Genomic DNA, 19,763 nt, shown 5'->3' on the forward strand with positions numbered 1-19,763 from the left:
CCGATCCCCGGTGCGCCCGGTGACGTCTGGAGAGCCCTGATGAGTGCTGCCCCCGCTGCCTTCGCTGCCCTGTTCGCGCCCTACACCCTGCGCTCGGTCACGATCCCGAACCGCGTGTGGATGGCCGCGATGTGCCAGTACAGCGCCGAGGCCTTCGGCCCGAACGCGGGCGTGGCGCACGACTGGCACTTCGCCCACTACGCCGCCCGCGCCGTCGGCGGCACCGGCCTGATCATCCAGGAGGCCACCGCCGTCTCCCCGGAGGGCCGGATCTCCCCCTACGACCTCGGCATCTGGAACGACACCCAGGTCGAGGCGCTGCGCCGGATCACCTCCTTCCTCAAGGCGCAGGGCACCGTCCCCGGCATCCAGATCGCCCACGCCGGACGCAAGGCCTCCACCGACCGGACCTGGAAGGGCGGCGCCCCCGTCGGCCCCGAGGCGCACGGCTGGCAGCCGGTCGCGCCCAGCGCCGTGCCCTTCGCCGACGGCCACGCGGTCCCGCACGAGCTGACGGTCGATGAGATCCGGGAGATCACCGGGCAGTTCGCGGCCGCGGCCGAGCGCGCTCTCGCGGCGGGCTACGAGGTCGTGGAGGTCCACGGCGCCCACGGCTACCTGATCGGTGAGTTCCTCTCCCCGCACAGCAACAAGCGGACCGACGCGTACGGCGGCTCCTTCGGCAACCGCACCCGCTTCGCCCTCGAAGTCGTCGACGCCGTACGTGCGGTGTGGCCCGAGGAGCTCCCGCTGTTCTTCCGGATCTCCGCCACCGACTGGCTGGAGGCGGACGGCTGGACCGCCGACGAGACGGTCCGGCTGGCCGCACTGCTCCAGGAGCACGGGGTGGACCTCCTCGACGTCTCCACCGGCGGCCTCGCCCCCGGGGTGACGATCCCGGTCGGCCCCGGCTACCAGGTGCCCTTCGCGGCCCGGGTCAAGGCCGAGACCAGCCTCCCCGCGGCCGCCGTCGGTCTGATCACCGAACCGGAGCAGGCCGAGAAGATCCTGGCCAACGGCGAGGCCGACGCGGTCCTGCTGGGCCGGGAGCTGCTGCGCGACCCGTACTGGGCCCGCCGGGCGGCCGTCGAACTGGGCGCGGAGATCCGTACGCCCGCCCAGTACCACCGGTCCTGGTGACGCGGGAGGCGCACCCGGCCGTGCTCATACGATGACTCTCGTACGATGGAGGCCCGACCAAGCCGAGCGAGCGGAGCAGGGACATGACGGAACGTGACGCGGCCCGTGCCCTCGCCCACCCCGAGGCGGCCGGGATCCGGCTGGAGGGCGTGCTGCACGCGCTCTCCGACCCGGTCCGGCTCTCCATCGTCCGGGATCTGGCCGGCTCGGCCTCGGAGCTGGCCTGCTCGTACTTCGACCTGCCGGTCACCAAGTCCACGACCACCCACCACTTCCGCGTCCTGCGGGAGAGCGGTGTCGTACGCCAGACGTACCGCGGCACCACCAAGCTCAACGCCCTGCGCCGCGAGGAACTGGAGGAGCTCTTCCCCGGCCTCCTCGACAGCGTCCTCACGGCGGCCGCCGCCGAGGAAGCGCGCCTGGACAGGGTCCTGGGCAGGGCCTAAGCGAGCCCGGCCGCGCCCAACAGGCCCTGCCAGTCGGGGATCTTGACCGAGCGGCGGCCCAGGGAGCGGCCCAGGTCGGCCTCGGCGGCCTCTATGGCCAGCCAGCCCGGCCACTCCACGGGGTGCAGGCCCGCCGCGCGCAGCGCGTCCAGCGGGTCGCCGGGCAGCTCGCGCCGGGCCAGCATTCCCGCGTCCTGGAGCAGCGAGGACGCGGTCTCCTTGGCGCAGGGCCGGTTCGTGCCGATCACCCCGGTCGGGCCGCGCTTGATCCAGCCCGCCACGTACTCGCCGAGAGAGGCGCGGCCCGCGCGCACCACCCGGCCCGCCGCGTGCGGGACCGTGCCCTTCGCCGGGTCGAAGGGCAGGCCCGCCAGCGGGACGCCCTTGTAGCCCACCGAGCGCAGCACCAGCTGTGCCTCGATGTCCTCGTACACGCCCGTCCCGGTCACCCCGCCGCGGCCGTCCGGGGCGGTCCGCTCGAAGCGCACGCTGCTCACCCGGCCGTCGGGCCCGCCCAGGATCTCCACCGGGCGCAGATAGAACCGCAGGTCGATGCGTCGCCCCGCGTCGCCCGGACCCCGCTCCGCCCAGCCGCGCAGCACCTCCAGGTTGCGCCGGGCCACCGCGGGCAGCGCCGCGGCCGCGGCCGGATCGCCGTACACCGGATCGAGGGCCGCCTCGGCGGGGTCCACCACGGCGTCCACATCCGGCAGCGTGCCCAGTTCCCGCAGCTCCTTGGTGGTGAACTTGCCCTGCGAGGGACCGCGCCGGGCGACCATCGCCACCCGCCGCACCCCGCTGTCGGCGAGCGCGCCGAGCGCCGGCTGCGGCATGTCCGTCGGCGCCAGTTCGGCCTCGCCCCGGGCGAGGATCCGTGTCACGTCCACGGCGACGTTGCCCGCGCCGACCACGACCGCCGAGTCCACCCCGGTCAGGCCGAAGGTCTCGGCGACGGCGTCCGGGTGACCGCTGTACCAGGACACGAATGCCGTGGCGGAATGCACCCCGGCCAGCTCCTCGCCGGGGATCCCCAGCAGCCGGTCGCGCGCCGCGCCCACGCAGTACACGACTGCGTGGTACAGCTCCAGCAGCCGCTCCGTGGACAGCAGCTCCCCGCCGACCTCGACGTTTCCGAGGAAGCGGATCCGTTCGTCCTCGAGCACGGTGCGCAGGTTGCCCTGCAGCGACTTGATCTTCTCGTGGTCGGGCGCGACCCCGTACCGCACGAGCCCGTACGGGGCCGGCAGCCGGTCCAGTACGTCGACCCGCACCCCGGGCACCTCACGCTGCTGCACCAGCGTCTGGGCCGCGTAGACCCCGCTGGGGCCCGATCCGACGACGGCGATACGAAGCACGGCGGAGCTCCTCCCGCAGGTGGTCCCAGCATGACACCGGGTGCCCCGGCCGTCAGCCCATCGCGCGCATCCGGTGGATCTCGGCGCTCTGCGTGGCCACCACCTCGGTGGCCATCTCCTCGACCGCCACGTTGTTGCCGCCCGCCAGCGCCTCGCCCGCCATCTTCAGCGCGCCCTCGTGGTGTGCGGTCATCAGCTTCAGGAAGAGCCGGTCGAAGTCGGCGCCCGTGGCCTCGGCCAGCTCCCGCAGCTGCTGATCCGTCGCCATGCCCGGCATCGCGCCGTGGTCGTGGCCCTGTCCGCCGGAGCCCGCCGACGGCGCCGGATGGAGCTTCAACCACTTCTCCATCGCCCCGATTTCGGGCTTCTGGGCGGCCGCTATCCGCTCGGCCAGCCGTTTGACCCCGTCCGCCGAGGCCCGCTGCGGCGCCAGCGCGCTCATCGTCAGCGCCTGTCCGTGATGTTCGATCATGCCCTGTACGTAGGCGTGGTCGGCGGCGTTCGGGCTGTCGTCGGGTTTTTCCTTCGCGGCCTGTTCAGGGGTGAGGGTGCGCGCCTTCTCGCCCGGCTTGCCCGGTGCGACGACCACGGACCGGCCGTCCTCGGCCCCGTTCGCCCGGTCGTCCTCCTCCTGGCAGCCGGTGAGTGCCAGCAGGAGGCCGGCGGCCACGACCGCTCCGGTGAATCGGCTCCGCCGTAAGGCCTGGGGCCTACGGGGGTCTTTTGCCATGTCCATGGAAAGGAAGATACTGCCGGGGTCCGGGTTCCGTTCCCCCATCGAGCGGAACCGATCGGACTCCCATGGGAGGGCACAGTGAGCTCGTTCCACAGCACGAGAGTGCGCAAAGGGAGGGTGGGAGCGGCCGTCGCGGCGGCCGGGCTCCTCGCCACGCTTCTGACCGCCGGACCGGCGGCCGCCACCCCCGACCCGGGTGACTTAGTGCCCGGCAGCGGCAGCCGGCAGGACGCGGGCCTCGTCGAGGGCAGGGAGCTCGCCCCCGGCGAGATCCCCGGCCAGGACGAGATCGTGCACAGCGCGAACATCAAACCCCTGGCGAACATCCCCCTCGCCCCGACCGCCACCGTCAATTCCGACCTGGCCTTCCAGGGCAGGTACGCCTACGCGGGCAATTACAACGGCTTCACGATCTACGACATCGCCAACCCGAAGGCACCGAAGACCGTCACCGAGGTGCTGTGCCCCGGCGGCCAGAACGACATCTCCGTCCTCGGCGACCTGCTGTTCCTCTCCACCGACTCCTCGCGCAGCGACGACTCCTGCAACAGCGTCTCGCAGCCCGCGACGGAGAAGTCCTCGTGGGAGGGCATCAAGATCTTCGACATCAAGGACAAGAAGAACCCCAAGTACATCAAGTCCGTCGAGACCAACTGCGGTTCCCACACCCACACCCTGGTGCCGAGCGGCCGCGACATCTACCTCTACGTCGCCTCGTACTCCCCGAACGAGGCCTTCCCCGACTGCAAGCCGCCGCACGACGGCATCTCGGTGGTGAAGGTCCCGAAGAAGGCGCCGACCCAGGCCGCGGTGGTCGCCTTCCCGATCCTGTTCCCGGACGGCGGCAACCCGGGCGGGCCCACCAACCCCGGCGTCTCCAAGACCACCGGCTGCCACGACATCACCGTGCTGCCGTCGAAGAACCTGGCCGCCGGTGCCTGCATGGGTGACGGCATCCTCTTCGACATCAGCAAGCCCGAACAGCCGCGGGTCATCGACCGGGTGCAGGACAACGTGAACTTCGCGTTCTGGCACTCGGCCACCTTCAACGAGCGGGCCGACAAGGTGGTGTTCACCGACGAACTCGGCGGCGGTGGCGGCGCCACCTGCAACGAGGCAACCGGCCCGAACCGGGGCGCCGACGGGATCTACGACATCACCGGCCGCGGAGACCAGCGCAAGCTCGCCTTCCGCAGCTACTTCAAGATCCCGCGCCACCAGGCCGACACCGAGAACTGCGTGGCCCACAACGGCTCGCTGATCCCGGTCGGCGGCGGCCGCGACATCATGGTGCAGGCCTGGTACCAGGGCGGTGTCTCGGTGTGGGAGTTCACCGACTCCGCCCAGCCCAAGGAGATCGGGTACTTCGAACGCGGCCCGCTGACCACCGACAAGCTGGGACTCGGCGGATCCTGGTCGGCGTACTACTACAACGGCCACATCTATTCGAACGACATCGCCAAGGGCTTCGACGTGCTACGGCTCGACGACTGGCGCACCGAGAGTGCCAAGTGGGTGTGGATGGACCGGCTCAACGTGCAGAGCCAGCCCGAGTACCACTAGTGAATCGTTCCGCCGGGCGGCCCGCCGTCCGGCGGGACGCCCAGCTCCCAGTCCAGTCCGTAGCGCTGGAACAGCTCGGCCCGCAGCCGGGCCAGCGGCATGGGCGCACCCGGCAGCAGGACCGCCACCACGGCGCCCATCAGCAGCGCCCGCAGCAGCGGATAGTCCGCGTCCACGTCCGGCGAGCCGTACCGGGTGACGGTGTCCCGCAGCAGCTCGGCGAGGCGCTGCTGCTCCGGGCACTGCACGAAGCCCTCGGCCGTGAGGATGCCCGCCATGTGCGTCCGCATCAGCAACGGCTGGTCCCGGGCCAGCCCGAGGATCGCGTCGATGGCGCGCGCCAGCCGCTCGCGCCCGTCGTCGCTGCGCGGCTCGCGCTCCAGTGCCGCGTGCAGGGTGAGGTGCATCAACCGGTGGACGGCCGACTGCAGCAACTGCCGTTTTCCCGGAAAGTAGTACGAGACCAGGCCGCGTGCCGCGCCCGCCCGGTCGGCGATGTCGCCGAGGGTCGTGGCCTCGTAGCCCCGCTCGGCGACGAGCTCGACCGTGGCCTGGAGCAGCCGCTCCCGGGAACGTCTGCGCAATTCTTCATTGACCGATGCGCTGCGCGGGGACATGCTTACTCCTGCGTTGACTGGCTGGGAGCCAATATACTCAGCGCGCGGGGCCGCCTGCTCTGGGTGACACGGGGGATCGCCCAGGGCAGGCACATCCCCGGCGGGGGCCCGGTACGGCGATGACGAGTGCCACCAGGGCCACGCCCAGCAGCCATCCGCCGAGTACGTCCGACGGCCAGTGCACCCCGAGGTAGACCCGGGTGAAGCCAACCCCGAGCACCGAGACCACGGCCGCGGCCCAGGCGGCGCGCACCGCCCACCGCGGGGTCCGGCGGGGGAGCAGCCACAGCAGCAGACCGCACACCACCGTCGCCGTCATGGCGTGGCCCGAGGGATAGGCCGCGAAGTGCGCCGAGTCCACCGGGTCCGGCCACACCGGACGCTCACGTCCCACCAGCGCCTTCAGACCCTGCTGCACCGCGGCCGCCACGAGCATCGCCACCGCCACCCGCAGCGCCCGCTCCCGCCGGCCCCGCCGCCACAGCAGGACGCAGGCCACGGCGGCCAGGGCCCGCATGGTCCACGGGTCCCACACCCAGTCGCTGAGGATCCGCATCGTGTGGGTGACCCCGGGATGGGCGACGGCATGGCTGTGAAGATCCCGTACGACCTGGTCGTCGTACGCGAGGAGCGGCCGCCACCGCGCCACCACCAGCGCTGTCAGGACGGCCGCGAGCACCGCACAGCCGATGCCCGCCTGCCGCAAGTGATCGCTCCGCATGGAGGGATCCTCGCACCGACCGGGCGTGAGCCCCGACGGCGCGCTACGGCTTAGGCCAGGGCGCTCAGCCCCGGTACGAAGGCCACCAGCAGCGGTACCGCCGGGACCAGGGCGGCCGTCGCCGTCAGCCGGAGCCGGTTCATCGCGGAGAGCCGGGGCGCGGCCGACAGCAGCCGGCGCACCCGCTCCTGGACGTGCGCCTGCGGGGCCGCGGAGGGCCCGAACACCCCGCGGTCCTCGTTCAGTCCGACCAGGGCCAGCGCGATCGTGAGCCGCCCGTACCGCCGCGAGGCCACGTCGTCGGCGGCCAGTTCGACCAGGCGGTGCATCTCCGCCTCGAAGGCCGCGAAGACCGGCACCTGCGGGAACCCCCCGGCCAGCGCCCGCGAACAGTGCAGCAGCCAGTCGTGCCGGGCCGCCGCGTGCCCCTGCTCGTGGGCCAGTACGGCATCGAGCTGGCTCCCCTTCAGCCGGCCCAGTGCCGCCGTCGTGACCACCAGCTGCGGGGCCGCCCCCGGCAGCCACCAGGCGTCCGGCCGCGGGCCCTCCAGTACGACGAGCCGCGCGCCCGTGGGGTCCTCCCCGGGCAGCAGAGGGGCCCGCACCAGCAGTTCGCTGCCCTGGGCGCGCCGCCGGGCCCGCGCCCGCAGCACCTCTCCGGGCCAGCATCGCCGCCGTCCACAGCGCCCCGCCGGCCAGCGCGAGCGCGGTGCCGGCGGCCCAGGGGCCGCCGGAAGCGCCCAGGGCGTAGGCGTCGACCACCCCGTGCGGGGCGGCGGCGAAGAGCCGTCCGCGCACCGCCTGCCAGGCCGCCGCCGCGCTGAGCAGCATCGACAGCCCGAGGCACAGGAGCACCGCGGCCACCACGCACTGCCACACCCACAGCGCCACGACGGGTTCGCGCTCGGGCCATCGGGCCCGGGCGAGCAGCCGGGGCGCGAGCACCGCGGTCAGGGCGCCGAGCATCAGGAGAACGGCGGGGACCATCATGGCCGCCAGCCTATGAGCGCGGGGCTACCTGCGGGTACGGTCGCGGGGCATTGGTGACGCAGGACACGTGTGCCCGGACCGTCACATGGTGAGCAGCATGGCCAACATCCCCATTCCCATGGCCAGTCGGCAGGCCCGGGTCAGCTCGGCCGACTCGGCCGGCGCCACCGGGTACGTCCTTTGCGCGCCGCCGCCGCCCGCCGCGACCAGCCGGGCCCCGCCCAGCAGGACGTACCCCGCGTAGTAGAGCAGCAGCAGTCCGGTGACCAGGGGCAGCCCCCCGCCGTGCCCGTACCCGGCGGCCGTCGTCAGCGCCATGTACGCCATGGCCAGCGAGCCGACCAGGTGGTGCGCGTGGTGCACCCCGCCGCGCAGCAGCCACACCGCGTGCAGGGCGGCGCCGCTGAACACCGCCCCGAGCACGAGCGCCTGCCACCCGTCACGGTCCCCGAGGGGCACCGCCATCAGCGCCATGCCGAACGCCATCACGGTCTCCCCGGCCGCGGCGCCGCCCGATCTGCGCACTTGCCGGAGGCAGTACGCTCCGCTCACTGCGCACAGCACGACGAGCAGCCAGGCGGAGGCGAAGTCGGCGGAGGACATGGCGGAACCGTGCACGGCGGAACCTCCCGGTTCGTCGGCGTCACGGGAAGAGATGCCCCTCTCACACCGCCCTCACTCGGCCCCGGGATACGCTCTCCCTGCCGTACCCGGTATGGCACATGCCACCGCGCAGAACGGAGTCACCGATGTCGACCGCCAACCCCGCCGCCCTCAGCTTCCGCAGTGCCGTCGAGGCGGACGTGACCGAGCTGGTGGCCCTCGTCGAGTCGGCTTACCGGGGTGAGGTCAGCCGCGGCGGCTGGACCACGGAGGCGGACTACCTGGACGGGCAGCGCACCGACCCGGACGGGGTCCGCCAGATCATCGACGCTGCCGACAGCACCCTGATCGTCGTCGAGCGCGCGGACGAGCTCGTGGCCTGCTGCCAGCTCGAACACCGCGGGGACTACGTCTACTTCGGGATGTTCGCGGTCCGCCCCGGGCTCCAGGGCGCGGGCCTCGGCAAGGAGATCCTGGCCGAGGCCGAGCGTCGCGCCATCGAGACGTGGGGCGCCAAGGAGATGCGGATGACGGTGGTGAACGTACGGGAGGAGCTCATCGCCTACTACGTGCGCCGCGGCTACCGGCGCACCGGCGAGCTGAGCCCCTTCCCCTACGGTGACGAGCGCTTCGGCGTCCCGCTCCGCGACGACCTGGCCTTCGAGCTGCTGGTCAAGTCGCTGTAGCCGAACGCCCGGCGCGCCCCGCCCGCTACGCGGTGAAGCGGCCGGTGCTGCGGATCTCCGGGAAGTCGGTCGCCGCGCCGTCCAGGCCGAGCGCCCGCGCGAGCCGCAGCTGGTCGAGGGTGTTGACGGTCCAGCCGGTCACCCGCAGCCCGGACGCGTGCGCCGATTCGACGGTCTCCAGGGTGAGCCGCCGGATGTCCAGGGCGATCGTCGCCGCACCGGCGGCCGTCGCCCGGTCCACGGCGTCCTCGGCGTCGTCGCCGGGAGCGGTCGCCTGCAGCACGGTCCGGACGCCCGGCACCAGCCGCGTGACCTCGACGAGCAGCGCGTCGTCGGAGGAGGCCACCTCCACCCGGGCGGTCAGGTCGCGGCGCAGGAGCAGCTCCGCGAGCACCCCGACGGCGGCCCGGTCCCGTACGGAGACCTGGAGCGGGGTCCGGACCGCGTCCAGGACGTCCTCGAACACCGGCACGTGCTCGCCCTGGCCGGCGTCCAGCCCGCGCAGTTCGGCCAGGGTCAGATCGGCGACGGCCCCCGAGCCGTCGGTGGTCCGGTCCACCTCAGGGTCGTGCAGGGCGACGAGGGCGCCGTCCTTGCTCAGCTGGACGTCCAGAGCGATGACGTCCATGCCGGAACGTTCCGCTCGCAGATACGACCGCAGGGTGTTCTCCGGTTCGACACCCATGACCCCGCGGTGACCGATGGTGAGGAAAGTCAAGGTTCTCTCGCTTCCGTCGACGGCGGCTCCCCGCGCGGACTCGGTGTCCCGACCGGCCGCGCGCGATGAGGACGCATGCTAGTGCGCCGAGGGTGCGAAGGGACCGCCCGTGCAAGGCCCCGGAGAGGCGCACCGGCCGCTTCCCGTCGGGGTTGTGAGCCCCTGCGAGGCCGGTGGCGGTGGCGGCGCCGTCACCCGGGCGTGGGCGCGTCCCCGCCGGCTTGACGGGCCTCGCCGGTCAGATCGGCCAGATCGGTCAGGAGGGCTTCGCCCAGCTCCAGTTCCGCGAGGTGCTGCCGCTCGCTCCAGCGCAGCGCGAGTGCGGGGAAGGCCCACTCCGCGACCGCACCCGCCTGCTCCATGGCCTCCCGTACGGCGGCCAGCTCGGCCCGGGTGCGCTCCAGGTGCTCGCCGACCATCGCGCGCAGCCGCTCCGGCTCGGCCAGGTGTCCGAGCCAGACCCGCAGGAGCAGTCCGTGCTTGAGCACCGGGGGCCCGGCCTCCGCCGTGTCGGCGGCCCAGCCGGCCAGTGCCTCGCGTCCCGCGTCGGTGATGGCGTAGCGCCGCTTGGCCCGCGCCTCCTCGGGCCCCGAGCGCGCGGAAGCCGCGTAGCCGAGCTCCTCCAGGCGGCGCAGCTCGGCGTAGATCTGGCTGATGGCGGGTGACCAGTAGAAGAAGCGGAGCGAGGAGTCCGCCCACTTCTTCAGCTCGTAGCCCGTGCGCTCCCCGGGGAAGGAAAGAAGGCCGAGAACCGCCCACGCGGTCGGCGGCAACTCCTGCCTCCCCGTCTCTTGCTTCTTCGACTTCTGACTACTAGTCATATTCCTAATTGAAGTAAGACCGGGCACGGGACGCAACCCTGGAGGCACCGTGAAATTCTCCGTGATCTTCGAAGCTCAGCTCGCCGACCCGACCGTGGAGCGGGAGCACCAGGTGATCCGCGACTGCGTGGAGCAGGCCGTGCTCGCCGAGCGGATGGGTTTCGACCGGATCTGGGCGGTCGAACACCACTCGCTGAAGTGGTACGCGCACATGTCGGCCCCCGAGATCTTCCTGACCTGGGTCGCGGCCAGGACCAGCACCATACGCATCGGGCACGGCGTCGTGTGCATGCCCTTCAACTTCAACCACCCGGTCCGGGTCGCCGAACGGGCCGCGATGCTCGACCTGCTCTCCGGCGGGCGGCTCGACCTCGGGGCCGGGCGCGGGGGCACCGAGCAGGAGACCTCGCTGTGCGGGGTGGACCGGGAGCGCACCACGGCGGAGGTCGAGGAGGCGCTGCGGATCATCGGCCGGGCCTGGCAGGAGGAGGAGCTGGAGTACCACGGCGAGCTGATCGACATCGACCCGCACCCGATCCTGCCGCGGCCCGCGCAGACCCCGCACCCGCCGCTGTTCCTGGCGTGCAGCCGCGGCGAGACCCTGGTGCAGGCCGCCGAGCTGGGGATCGGGGCCCTGGTGATGGGCTTCGCCGGACCCGAGTCGATCGCGGGGATGCGGGCCGTCTACGACGCCGCGATCGCCGGGCGGGACGGCAGCCGGTTCGTGTCCACCGCGGTCAACGACCACTTCTCGGTGCTCTGCCCGACCATCGTGCTCGACGACCGGGAGGAGGCGCGCCGGATCGGCATCCGAGGCCAGCGGTTCTTCGCCCAGTCCATCGGCCACTGGTACGGCGGCGCGGGCATCCCGGACGAGGCCGTGGTCGCGGGCGCCGACGAGGCCGCCGAGATGCGCAAGGCGGCCGAGCAGGTCGTGGCCCGGCTGCACGAGCTGGACATCCCGGTCCGGCCGACCTCGACGGCCACCTTCCGGGCCGACCACGCCTACGGCAGCGCCGATGACGCCATCGCCCACGTGGAACGGCTGAAGGAGGCGGGGGCCGACGAGATCATGTGTCTGATCCAGATGGGCACCGTGGAGCAGGAGGCCTGTCTGGAGACCCTGCGGCAGTGGGGCGAGAAGGTCATCCCCCACTTCCGGGGCCGGCGATGACCGACCCCCGACCCCGCCCCTCGGACCGGCTCGGCCCCGCCGACCGCCTCGACCCCGCTGTCCGGCCCTACGTCGAAGCGCTGACCGCCGCCTTCCCGGATGTCGGCGGGAGCGTCACCGACGCCGACGAGGCCCGGCGCATTCTGGCGGCCGCGCCCCGGCAGCCGGCGGACCCGCCCCGCGTCGGAGCCGTCGAGGACCGGACGGTCCCCGGCCCGTCCGGAGCCCCGCCGGTCCCCGTACGGATCTACCTGCCCGACCCCGAGGAGTGGCCGGGGCCGCGCCCCACCGTGGTCTTCCTGCACGGCGGCGGCTTCGTCCTCTGTGACCTGGACACCCATGACACCACCGCCCGCACCCTCTCCCGGTCGGCCGGCGCGGCCGTGGTCTCGGTGGACTACCGGCGGGCTCCCGAGCACCGGTTCCCGGCCGCCCTGGAGGACGCGTACGCCGCCCTGTGCTGGGCCGGCGGACACCTCGGCGAACTGGGCGGCGACCCGGGCGCCCTGGTGGTCGCCGGGGACAGCGCCGGGGGCAACCTCGCCGCCGCCTCGCTGCTGATGGCCCGGGACCACCGGAAGTACACGGGACCGGCCGTCGCCCTCCAGGTGCTCGTCTATCCCGCCCTGGACGCCGCCCAGGCCGGCGGGTCGTACCGGACGTACGCCGAGGGCTGCTTCCTGACCGCCGCGCACCTGCGCTGGTTCTGGGAGCAGTACCTGGGCCCTGACGGGGACGGCGGGCATCCGCTGGCCTCCCCGCTGCGCGCGGACCTGACCGGGCTGCCGCCCGCGCACCTGGTGGTCGCCGGGTGCGATCCGCTGCGGGACGACGGACGGGCGTACCACCGCAGGCTGACCGCGTGCGGAGTTCCCTCGGTCCTTGACGCCCATCCCGGGATGTTCCACGGCTTCCTGGCGCTGGCCGGCGTACTGCCACAGGCCCGGGAGGCCATGGCGCGACTGGGCGGAGCCATCGATTCCACGCTGACGAACGGGAAGACTTCCGGTGAAGCGGGGGGTATCACAGGATAATTTCCCGAGATGCCTCTTGAACGGGAGAGCCTCCGCCGCTTACGCTGCCTTGACGTGAGGTTCTCCTGTGGAGGAAGTGACATGACGGAAACTCTTGTGCCGGGTGCCGGCGGTGCCGTGATAACCGCCGGGGCGCGGGTGGTCGACCACCCCGCGTGGCCCGCGCTCAAGGCCGCCGTGGAGGAGATCCGCCCCTGGCAGGCCAATGACGGCTCGATCGACTTCGAGGCCGCCGGCGCCCCCACCCGGGCCGAGGCCGAGTCCGCGGTCGAGTGCGTGATCGAGGGCGTCGAGGCGCTGTCCCCGCTGCTCCCGCACGCCGCGGCCTACCACCAGGCGCTCGTCGCGGACCTGCGCAAGTGGGTCGCCGACGACTTCCGGGTGCCGGACTTCCTCGACTCCCTGCTGGCCTTCCAGCCGGCCGCCGAGCGCACCGACGGTCTGCAGCACCTCGTGGTCTTCCCCATGTACACGCAGAACGGCAACCCGGACCGCAACCTGGAGGCCGTCGCCCTCCGGATGGTGTGGCCCGAGTGGCTCGCCGAGCTGGAGCGAACCCGGTACGACAACCCGCTCTTCCTCGGCATCACCTTCGAGGACTTCACCCCGGGTTACGACACCAACTCCGCCGTGCTCTTCCCGGAGACCATCGCCGTGCGCGAGGCCCCCGAGCGCTTCACCTGGGGCGGCATCTTCTGCGACCGCGAGGCCGCCCGCTACCGCAAGGTCACCGAGGCCGCGGTCGACATCCTGGGCATCGAGCTGCCCGAGGACATCGCCGCCATGGTCCAGGACCAGGAGCGCTGCGAGAAGGCCTTCGTCCTGTGGGACATGGTCCACGACCGCACCCACAGCCACGGCGACCTGCCGTTCGACCCCTTCATGATCAAGCAGCGCCAGCCGTTCTGGATGTACGGCCTGGAAGAGCTGCGCTGCGACCTCACCGCCTTCAAGGAGGCCGTGAAGCTGGAGTCCGAGGGCAACGAGCACGGCCGTGACGTCCAGTACGCCGTCCTCTTCGACCGGATGTTCCGCTTCCCGGTCTCCGGCGACCGCAACCGCAACTACGACGGTCTCGGCGGCCAGCTGCTCTTCGCGTACCTCCACAAGCACGACGTCGTGCGCTGGACGGACAACAAGCTGAAGATCGACTGGATGCGTGCCCCGCAGGTCACCAACCAGCTGTGCGCCGAGATCGAGGACCTCTACCGGGCCGGCATCGACCGCCCGAAGCTGGTCCACTGGTTCAAGGCCTACGACCTGGTCTCGACGTACCTCGCCCCGCACCCGGGGTCCAAGTGGGCCAAGGGCCCCGACGCCCTCGACATGACGCAGCCTCCGCGCAAGCTCGTCGACGACGTGCTTCCGGACGAGTTTCCGCTCAGCATGTTCTATGAGGCGCTCGCCAAGAAGCTCAAGGGCGTGATCGCCTCGACCAAGGGCATCACCGCCCTCAACGCCGAGCAGGCCGAGCGAGTCGCCGCGTGAGCGACCGCCCACAGGAGGCTGTACAGATGAACGGCTCCGGGAACGGCAACGGAAAGCTGCACGGAGCGGTAGTGGCGGTGGCCGGGGCCGGTGGCCCCGCCGGCCGCGCCACCCTGCTCCGCCTCGCCGAGGCGGGTGCCGTGGTCGTCGCGTCCGACGCCGATGCGGCGCGGCTCGCCGAGGCGGTGGACGCGGCGCGCTATGCCCACGGCGGCGCCAGCATCACCGGTGACACGGTGGACCTGCTCGACCTCGCGGCCACCAAGGCCTGGGCCGAGCAGATCGAGAAGGAGTTCGGCCGGATCGACGGGCTGGTCCACCTGGTCGGCGGCTGGCGCGGCAGCGCCTCCTTCACCGAGACCGACCTCGCGGACTGGGCCTTCCTGGAGAAGCTGCTCATCCGCACCGTCCAGCACACCTCGCTCGCCTTCCACGACGGACTGCTGCGCAGCGACCGCGGCCGCTACGTTCTGGTCAGCCAGTCCGGCGCGCACAAGCCGGTCGCCAACAACGCCGCGTACAACGCGGGCAAGGCGGCGGCCGAGGCCTGGACCCTGGCCCTCGCGGACTCCTTCCGTAAGGCGGGGGGCGAGGAAGGCCCGGGCGCGGCGGCTGCGATCCTGGTCATCAAGGCACTGGTGCACGACGCGATGCGCGCCGAGCGTCCCAATGCGAAGTTCGCGGGCTTCACCGACGTCAAGGAGCTGGCCGAGGCCATCGCCGGCGTCTGGGAGCGACCCGCAATCGATGTGAACGGACAGCGTCTGTGGCTCACTCCGCAACCGTGAGAACCGATGCCGGGAAGACCGACGCCCGGCGCCACCACGACCCGGCGGTGCGCGGTTTCGCGAGCGACAACTACGCGGGGGTGCACCCCGAGGTCCTCGCGGCCGTCGCGCTGGCCAACGGCGGGCACCAGGTCTCGTACGGCGAGGACGAGTACACCGAACACCTGCAGAAGATCTTCCGCAGCCACTTCGGGCCGTACGCGCAGGCCTTCCCGGTCTTCAACGGCACGGGCGCCAACGTCGTCGCCCTGCAGGCCATGACCGACCGGTGGGGTGCGGTGATCTGCGCCAAGACCGCCCACATCAACGTGGACGAGGGCGGCGCGCCGGAGCGGATGGCGGGCATCAAGCTGCTCGCCGTCCCGACGCCGGACGGCAAGCTCACCCCCGAGCTGATCGACCAGGAGGCCTGGGGCTTCGAGGACGAGCACCGGGCGATGCCGCAGGTCGTCTCGATCACCCAGAACACCGAACTCGGCACGGTCTACACCCCGGACGAGATCAAGGCCATCTGCGACCACGCGCACGGCCTGGGCATGAAGGTGCACCTCGACGGAGCCCGGATAGCCAACGCCGCGGCCTCGCTCGACGTGCCGATGCGCACCTTCACGAACACGGTCGGCGTGGACGTGCTGTCGTACGGCGGCACCAAGAACGGCATGATGTTCGGCGAGGCCGTGGTGGTGCTCAACCCGGACGCGGTCCGGCAGATGAAGCACATCCGCAAGATGTCGATGCAGCTCGCGTCCAAGATGCGGTTCGTGTCGGTGCAGCTGGAGGCGCTGCTCGCCAAGGACCTGTGGCTGCGAAACGCCCGTCACGCCAACGCGATGGCGCAGCGGCTCGCCGCGGGCGTGCGCGAGACGGACGGCGTGGAGATCCTCTACCCGGTGCAGGCGAACGCGGTGTTCGCGCGGCTGCCGCACGAGGTGTCGCGCCGGCTGCAGAAGCGTTACCGCTTCTACTTCTGGGACGAGGCCGCGGGCGATGTCCGCTGGATGTGCGGCTTCGACACCCAGGAAGAGGACGTGGACGGATTCCTCCAGGCGCTGAAGGAAGAGATGGCGCGCTGAATCCCTTCCGCATAAATCGATAGTCATGCGAAGAATGGCATAGGTATGCTCCTGGATCATGGAACTGATCCAGGAGCAGCCTGACCTCGCCGCCTATCTGGCGGCCGACGAAGCCATAGATCACGAGCATCCGCTGGTGCGTGAAACCGCCGACGCCTTCTGGACCGCCACGGGCGGCGACGCGTACGCATACGCCGAGGCGGTCTTCGAGTTCGTCCGCGACACCATCCCGCACTCCGCCGACTCCGGCGACCTGCGCGTCGCCTGGCGCGCCTCCGAGGTCCTGGCCACCCGCAACGGCATCTGCCACGCCAAGTCCCACGCCCTGGCGGCCCTCTTGCGCGCCCAGGGCATCCCCGCGGCCCTCTGCTACCAGCGGCTCGCCGACGACGACGGCGGCAACCACCTGATCCACGGGCTGATCGCGCTGCGGCTGCCCGGTGGTGAGGGCTGGGCCCGGGTGGACCCGCGCGGCAACAAGCCCGGTGTGGACGCCCGGTTCAGCCTCGACGTGGAGCGACTGGCCTTCCCCGTGCGCCCGGAGCTCGGCGAGGTCGACCACCCCGAGTTGTACGCCGCCCCGCACCCGGCCGCGCTCAAGGCGCTCCAGGACTCTGCCGACCGGCCGCAGTTGTGGGAGAACCTGCCGACAGCCCTGTGACCGCTGCCGCCGGGGCGGGCTTGCGCGCCGCCGTCAGGGCGTGCAGCAGGGCCGCCGCGAGCTGGAGTCCGGCGATCCCGGTCAACAGCGTCCACGCGGGCGCGTCGGCCGCGAACCCCACCAGGGCCGCTCCGGCCGACGCCGCCGTCACCTTGAGCCCGGCGCCCAGGGTGAACACCTGCGTCCGCACCGCGTCCGGGGCGTGCTCCGAGCGGATCCGCAGGGTGGCCGTGAGCAGCGGTCCGTCGCACACCCCGGCCACTGCGAACAGCGCCGCCGTGGCGGCCACCGAAGGCGTGAACGCGGCCGCGGCCAGCGCCGCCCCCGTCCCGGCCAGGGCCCACCGCACCAGCCGGCCCGGCTCCACGGCCGTCATCCGGCCCAGGGTCAGCGAGCCCACCAGGGCGCCCACCGCGAAGGCCGTCATCAGCACACCCCCGGCGCCCGGGCTGCCGAGCCCGGCGGCCAGCAGGACCGAGGTGGTGGTGAGGGAGCCGATGCCCACGAAGGCCAGGGTCGTCGCCGAGGTGACGGCCCGCAGCTCCCGGACCCGCCACAGCGCCGCGAGCCCCGACCCCAGGCCGGCCCGAGGCCCGTCCTGGGGCCTGCCCGCGCCCGGGGCCCCGTACGGGAGGGTCGCGGCGAGCGCGGCCGCCAGTGCGCCGGACGCCGCCAGGACCGCCATCGCCGGAGCCGCCGAGCCCAGTGCCGTGGCCAGGCTGACCGCCGCCGGTGCGGTCACCGAGGCGCCGTTGTAGGTGGACGCGTCCCAGCCGTAGGCCCGGTCGCGCCCGGCGCCCGCCGGGACCAGCCCCGTGACCAGGCTGGACAGCCCGCCCGTCACCATCGGCCCGCAGCTGCCGCCGAGCGCCGCCACCGCGAGCACCAGCGGCATCGGGGCCCGGCCCAGCAGCAGGGCCAGCGCCGCCACGGCCGCCGTGAACCCGGCCAGGGCGCCGACATGGAACAGCCGCGGGCGCCGGGCCCGGGCCGCGGCGGCGCCCGCGAGCGGAGCCGCCAGGACGTGCGGCGCGAGCCAGGCCGTCAGCACGAACGCCCCGTACGAGGCGCTCCCGGTGCGCTCCAGGGCGAGCAGGACCACGGCCATGCCCATGCCCTCGGAGGCGAACCGCGCGGCCAGTGCCGCCGCCAGGTACCGCCCGAACCCGCTCATCCCGACCCCTCCCCGCTGCTGTAACGTGATAACAGCTCAAGACGTTACGTCATTCGGGTGTACAGGGAAAGGATCCGGGCATGGCGGACTCGCGAGGGGGCTTCTCGGCGGCCAGGCGGCTGATCGACCTTGCCGAGGCGGTCCGGGTGGACCCCGAACTGCCGCGCGCCGCACTCGCGCAGCTGCTCGCCGCCCACGGGGAGCGTCCGGCGGACCTCACCGCGGAGACGTTCCCCGAGGCCGGCGCCGCCGAACTGCGGGCCGCCGCCCGGCGGATGGCGGGGGTCCTCGGCGAGAGCGACGAGGACCGGGCCGCCGACGCCCTCAACGCCCTGCTGGAGGAGTGCGCCACCCGGCCCCGGCTGACCCGGCACGACGGGCATCCCTGGCACCTGCACGTGGACCGGGGCGAGGAGGCGGGCTGGGGCGACTGGTTCCTGGCCTCGGGCGCCCTCGCCCTCGCCCAGCTGCTCACCGAGTACGGGCGGATCGCCTGGGGCGCCTGCGCCGCCGAGGGCTGCGGGCGGTTCTTCCTCGCCACCGGGCCGGGCAGCGCGCGCCGGTACTGCTCCACCACGTGCTCCAGCCGCTCGCGGGTGGCCGCCCATCGCCGCCGCAAGCGCGAAGGCTGACCTCTCGAAGAGCGACAGGAAACTTTCTTGTCAGACATCGTTGTCAGCTTGGCATGGGCATGAGTATCTTCGGGCCACCGGAACCCCTCCTACCGGAAGGCCCCCCATGCGTTTCGGACTCCCCGCCGGGCTCGCCGCCCTGGCCCTCGGCTTACTGGTGGCGGTGGTCCCCGCCCCCACCGTCGCGGCGCCGCCCGCTCCCACTCCCGCCGCTGCCGCCGCCCCCGCGCAGTTCGCCCATCCCGGAGTGCTCAACAGCCGCGCACAACTGGACTTCGTACGGTCCAAGGTGCAAGCGGGCCAGCAGCCCTGGAAGTCGGCGTTCGACGCCATGCTCGCGAGCAGGTACGGATCGCTGTCCCGCACGCCCAAGCCGCGCGCCGTCGTCGAGTGCGGTTCGTACTCCAACCCGAACAACGGCTGCACCGAGGAGCGTGAGGACGCCATCGCCGCGTACAGCCACGCGCTCGCCTGGTACATCACCGGGGATGCGAAGTACGCGAAGAAGTCGATCGAGCTGATGGACGCCTGGTCCGCGACGATCAAGGACCACACCAACAGCAACGCGCCCCTGCAGAGCGGCTGGGCCGGGTCGACCTGGCCGCGCGCCGCCGAGATCATCAAGCACACGTACGCCGGCGGCTGGGCGAACCGGACGCGCTTCGCGACCATGCTGCGCGAGGTCTACCTGCCCGAGGTGATCAACGGGAAGCCGAACAGCAACGGCAACTGGGAACTGATCATGATGGACGCCGCCGTCGGCATCTCGGTCCATCTCGACGACCGGGCGAGCTACGACAAGGCGATGGGCATCTACCTCGGCCGTGTCCCCGCCTACTTCTACCTGGCGTCCGACGGCGCGCAGCCCGTCTACCCGCCCCGTTCCAGCATCGACACCCGGAGCGAGCTGATCGGCTACTGGCACGACCAGAGCACCTTCGTGGACGGCCTCGCCCAGGAGACCTGCCGGGACTTCGGCCACACCGGCATGGGCATCGCGGCCACCATGCACGTCGCGGAGACCTCGCGGATCCAGGGGCGCGACCTGTACCCGCAGTTCAAGGACCGGTTCCGGCACGCCCTGGGCTTCCACGCGAAGTACGAACTCGGCGAGCCCGTGCCGTCCTGGCTCTGTGGGGGAAGCCTGACCAAGGGCATCGGCCCGGCCACGGAGGTCGGCTACAACGCCCTGCACACCCGGCTCGGCGTCACGATGGAGAACACCCGCAGGCTCACCGAGGGGCGGCGGCCGGCCGGCACCGAGAACCACTTCGAGGCGTGGGAGACCCTGACCCACGCCGACAACCCCAACTGAGCGGCTACGACGAACAGCGCGGCCCCGT

Annotated in this window: 20 protein-coding genes and 1 pseudogene; 12 read left to right on the forward strand and 9 right to left on the reverse strand. The window is 72.3% G+C overall.

The annotated features are described in order from the left end of the window. Positions 1–39: 39 nt before the first annotated feature. Both OHA89_RS32740 and OHA89_RS32745 read left to right on the forward strand, forming a co-directional pair. Positions 40–1,140 carry an NADH:flavin oxidoreductase/NADH oxidase gene (locus tag OHA89_RS32740; protein WP_215145415.1) on the forward strand — a complete coding sequence of 367 codons (1,101 nt, stop codon included), beginning with the start codon at positions 40–42 and terminating at the stop codon, positions 1,138–1,140. An 83-nt stretch (positions 1,141–1,223) separates the two neighbouring features. Next, positions 1,224–1,586: a helix-turn-helix transcriptional regulator gene (locus OHA89_RS32745; RefSeq protein WP_266611375.1), complete on the forward strand. Its 363-nt coding sequence runs from the start codon at positions 1,224–1,226 to the stop codon at positions 1,584–1,586. Here OHA89_RS32745 and OHA89_RS32750 read toward each other — a convergent pair. Next, on the reverse strand, positions 1,583–2,941 hold the full coding sequence (locus OHA89_RS32750) for an FAD-dependent oxidoreductase (RefSeq protein WP_266611377.1): 1,359 nt from the start codon (positions 2,939–2,941) through the stop codon (positions 1,583–1,585). The two genes, OHA89_RS32745 and OHA89_RS32750, sit on opposite strands and share 4 nt — an antisense overlap. Before the next feature lie 52 nt (positions 2,942–2,993). After that, positions 2,994–3,671: a DUF305 domain-containing protein gene (locus tag OHA89_RS32755; RefSeq protein ID WP_406368673.1), complete on the reverse strand. Its 678-nt coding sequence runs from the start codon at positions 3,669–3,671 to the stop codon at positions 2,994–2,996. 84 nt (positions 3,672–3,755) lie between these two features. Here OHA89_RS32755 and OHA89_RS32760 point away from each other — a divergent pair, with 84 nt between their 5' ends. Next, positions 3,756–5,240 carry an LVIVD repeat-containing protein gene (locus OHA89_RS32760; protein WP_257557838.1) on the forward strand — a complete coding sequence of 495 codons (1,485 nt, stop codon included), beginning with the start codon at positions 3,756–3,758 and terminating at the stop codon, positions 5,238–5,240. Here the strand turns inward: OHA89_RS32760 and OHA89_RS32765 are convergent. The 4 genes and pseudogenes from OHA89_RS32765 to OHA89_RS32780 form a co-directional block, all read right to left on the reverse strand. After that, positions 5,237–5,857: a TetR/AcrR family transcriptional regulator gene (locus tag OHA89_RS32765; RefSeq protein ID WP_257557840.1), complete on the reverse strand. Its 621-nt coding sequence runs from the start codon at positions 5,855–5,857 to the stop codon at positions 5,237–5,239. The two genes, OHA89_RS32760 and OHA89_RS32765, sit on opposite strands and share 4 nt — an antisense overlap. A 37-nt stretch (positions 5,858–5,894) precedes the next feature. Further along, the gene (locus OHA89_RS32770) at positions 5,895–6,578 is read right to left on the reverse strand and encodes a phosphatase PAP2 family protein (protein WP_266611381.1); all 684 of its coding nucleotides are present in this window, start codon (positions 6,576–6,578) and stop codon (positions 5,895–5,897) included. 50 nt (positions 6,579–6,628) lie between these two features. After that, positions 6,629–7,568, reverse strand: a pseudogene (locus OHA89_RS32775) (M56 family metallopeptidase). Between the two features lie 81 nt (positions 7,569–7,649). Continuing rightward, complete coding sequence (locus tag OHA89_RS32780) at positions 7,650–8,171, reverse strand: DUF5134 domain-containing protein (protein WP_257557846.1); 522 nt, start codon at positions 8,169–8,171, stop codon at positions 7,650–7,652. A 146-nt stretch (positions 8,172–8,317) separates the two neighbouring features. Here OHA89_RS32780 and OHA89_RS32785 point away from each other — a divergent pair, with 146 nt between their 5' ends. Next, positions 8,318–8,857 carry a GNAT family N-acetyltransferase gene (locus OHA89_RS32785; RefSeq protein WP_215145431.1) on the forward strand — a complete coding sequence of 180 codons (540 nt, stop codon included), beginning with the start codon at positions 8,318–8,320 and terminating at the stop codon, positions 8,855–8,857. Positions 8,858–8,882: 25 nt separating this feature from the next. On the opposite strand, the gene OHA89_RS32790 is transcribed toward OHA89_RS32785, so the two are convergent. Together OHA89_RS32790 and OHA89_RS32795 are read right to left on the reverse strand one after the other, a co-directional pair. Next, positions 8,883–9,575, reverse strand: coding sequence for a glycerophosphodiester phosphodiesterase family protein (locus tag OHA89_RS32790; protein WP_257557847.1), 693 nt, complete (start codon positions 9,573–9,575; stop codon positions 8,883–8,885). 191 nt (positions 9,576–9,766) lie between these two features. Further along, the gene (locus OHA89_RS32795) at positions 9,767–10,396 is read right to left on the reverse strand and encodes a PadR family transcriptional regulator (protein ID WP_257557848.1); all 630 of its coding nucleotides are present in this window, start codon (positions 10,394–10,396) and stop codon (positions 9,767–9,769) included. Between the two features lie 49 nt (positions 10,397–10,445). On the opposite strand from OHA89_RS32795, the gene OHA89_RS32800 reads away from it, so the two are divergent. From OHA89_RS32800 to OHA89_RS32825, 6 genes are all read left to right on the forward strand, one after another. Beyond that, positions 10,446–11,570 carry an LLM class flavin-dependent oxidoreductase gene (locus tag OHA89_RS32800; protein ID WP_266611384.1) on the forward strand — a complete coding sequence of 375 codons (1,125 nt, stop codon included), beginning with the start codon at positions 10,446–10,448 and terminating at the stop codon, positions 11,568–11,570. Continuing rightward, entirely contained in the window at positions 11,567–12,604 is a 1,038-nt protein-coding gene (locus tag OHA89_RS32805) for an alpha/beta hydrolase fold domain-containing protein (protein ID WP_406367756.1), read from the forward strand. Before OHA89_RS32800 ends, OHA89_RS32805 begins: the two co-directional genes overlap by 4 nt. 81 nt (positions 12,605–12,685) lie before the next feature. Beyond that, positions 12,686–14,092 carry a DUF6421 family protein gene (locus tag OHA89_RS32810; RefSeq protein ID WP_257557851.1) on the forward strand — a complete coding sequence of 469 codons (1,407 nt, stop codon included), beginning with the start codon at positions 12,686–12,688 and terminating at the stop codon, positions 14,090–14,092. Positions 14,093–14,118: 26 nt separating this feature from the next. Beyond that, complete coding sequence (locus tag OHA89_RS32815; protein ID WP_257557852.1) at positions 14,119–14,880, forward strand: SDR family NAD(P)-dependent oxidoreductase; 762 nt, start codon at positions 14,119–14,121, stop codon at positions 14,878–14,880. Further along, positions 14,859–15,953: a low specificity L-threonine aldolase gene (locus tag OHA89_RS32820; protein ID WP_374199287.1), complete on the forward strand. Its 1,095-nt coding sequence runs from the start codon at positions 14,859–14,861 to the stop codon at positions 15,951–15,953. The genes OHA89_RS32815 and OHA89_RS32820 overlap by 22 nt, the downstream gene beginning before the upstream one ends. A gap of 58 nt (positions 15,954–16,011) precedes the next feature. Further along, positions 16,012–16,614 (forward strand): transglutaminase family protein, encoded by a 603-nt coding sequence (locus tag OHA89_RS32825; RefSeq protein WP_266611388.1) that lies wholly within the window; start codon positions 16,012–16,014, stop codon positions 16,612–16,614. On the opposite strand, the gene OHA89_RS32830 is transcribed toward OHA89_RS32825, so the two are convergent. Next, positions 16,550–17,788, reverse strand: a complete 1,239-nt coding sequence (locus OHA89_RS32830; RefSeq protein WP_406367757.1) for an MFS transporter — start codon at positions 17,786–17,788, stop codon at positions 16,550–16,552. The two genes, OHA89_RS32825 and OHA89_RS32830, sit on opposite strands and share 65 nt — an antisense overlap. Positions 17,789–17,868: 80 nt before the next feature. Between OHA89_RS32830 and OHA89_RS32835 the strand changes: the two genes are divergently transcribed. Both OHA89_RS32835 and OHA89_RS32840 read left to right on the forward strand, forming a co-directional pair. Beyond that, a complete protein-coding gene (locus OHA89_RS32835; RefSeq protein WP_266611392.1) occupies positions 17,869–18,420 on the forward strand; it encodes a CGNR zinc finger domain-containing protein in 552 nt (183 codons plus the stop codon). Between the two features lie 106 nt (positions 18,421–18,526). After that, entirely contained in the window at positions 18,527–19,735 is a 1,209-nt protein-coding gene (locus OHA89_RS32840) for an alginate lyase family protein (protein WP_266611394.1), read from the forward strand. Positions 19,736–19,763: the final 28 nt, after the last annotated feature.

This window comes from Streptomyces sp. NBC_01546 (assembly GCF_045208355.1).
Taxonomy (GTDB): Bacteria; Actinomycetota; Actinomycetes; order Streptomycetales; family Streptomycetaceae; genus Streptomyces.

Excerpts from the sequence above, each read along its gene's own strand:
- OHA89_RS32840 (WP_266611394.1), top strand. The coding sequence starts at position 18,527 with ATGCGTTTCGGACTCCCCGCCGGGCTCGCCGCCCTGGCCCTCGGCTTA.
- OHA89_RS32755 (WP_406368673.1), bottom strand. The coding sequence starts at position 3,671 with ATGGCAAAAGACCCCCGTAGGCCCCAGGCCTTACGGCGGAGCCGATTC.
- OHA89_RS32810 (WP_257557851.1), top strand. The coding sequence starts at position 12,686 with ATGACGGAAACTCTTGTGCCGGGTGCCGGCGGTGCCGTGATAACCGCC.
- OHA89_RS32745 (WP_266611375.1), top strand. The coding sequence starts at position 1,224 with ATGACGGAACGTGACGCGGCCCGTGCCCTCGCCCACCCCGAGGCGGCC.
- OHA89_RS32805 (WP_406367756.1), top strand. The coding sequence starts at position 11,567 with ATGACCGACCCCCGACCCCGCCCCTCGGACCGGCTCGGCCCCGCCGAC.
- OHA89_RS32765 (WP_257557840.1), bottom strand. The coding sequence starts at position 5,857 with ATGTCCCCGCGCAGCGCATCGGTCAATGAAGAATTGCGCAGACGTTCC.
- OHA89_RS32795 (WP_257557848.1), bottom strand. The coding sequence starts at position 10,396 with ATGACTAGTAGTCAGAAGTCGAAGAAGCAAGAGACGGGGAGGCAGGAG.
- OHA89_RS32785 (WP_215145431.1), top strand. The coding sequence starts at position 8,318 with ATGTCGACCGCCAACCCCGCCGCCCTCAGCTTCCGCAGTGCCGTCGAG.
- OHA89_RS32740 (WP_215145415.1), top strand. The coding sequence starts at position 40 with ATGAGTGCTGCCCCCGCTGCCTTCGCTGCCCTGTTCGCGCCCTACACC.
- OHA89_RS32770 (WP_266611381.1), bottom strand. The coding sequence starts at position 6,578 with ATGCGGAGCGATCACTTGCGGCAGGCGGGCATCGGCTGTGCGGTGCTC.
- OHA89_RS32835 (WP_266611392.1), top strand. The coding sequence starts at position 17,869 with ATGGCGGACTCGCGAGGGGGCTTCTCGGCGGCCAGGCGGCTGATCGAC.
- OHA89_RS32780 (WP_257557846.1), bottom strand. The coding sequence starts at position 8,171 with ATGTCCTCCGCCGACTTCGCCTCCGCCTGGCTGCTCGTCGTGCTGTGC.
- OHA89_RS32825 (WP_266611388.1), top strand. The coding sequence starts at position 16,012 with ATGGAACTGATCCAGGAGCAGCCTGACCTCGCCGCCTATCTGGCGGCC.
- OHA89_RS32815 (WP_257557852.1), top strand. The coding sequence starts at position 14,119 with ATGAACGGCTCCGGGAACGGCAACGGAAAGCTGCACGGAGCGGTAGTG.
- OHA89_RS32830 (WP_406367757.1), bottom strand. The coding sequence starts at position 17,788 with ATGAGCGGGTTCGGGCGGTACCTGGCGGCGGCACTGGCCGCGCGGTTC.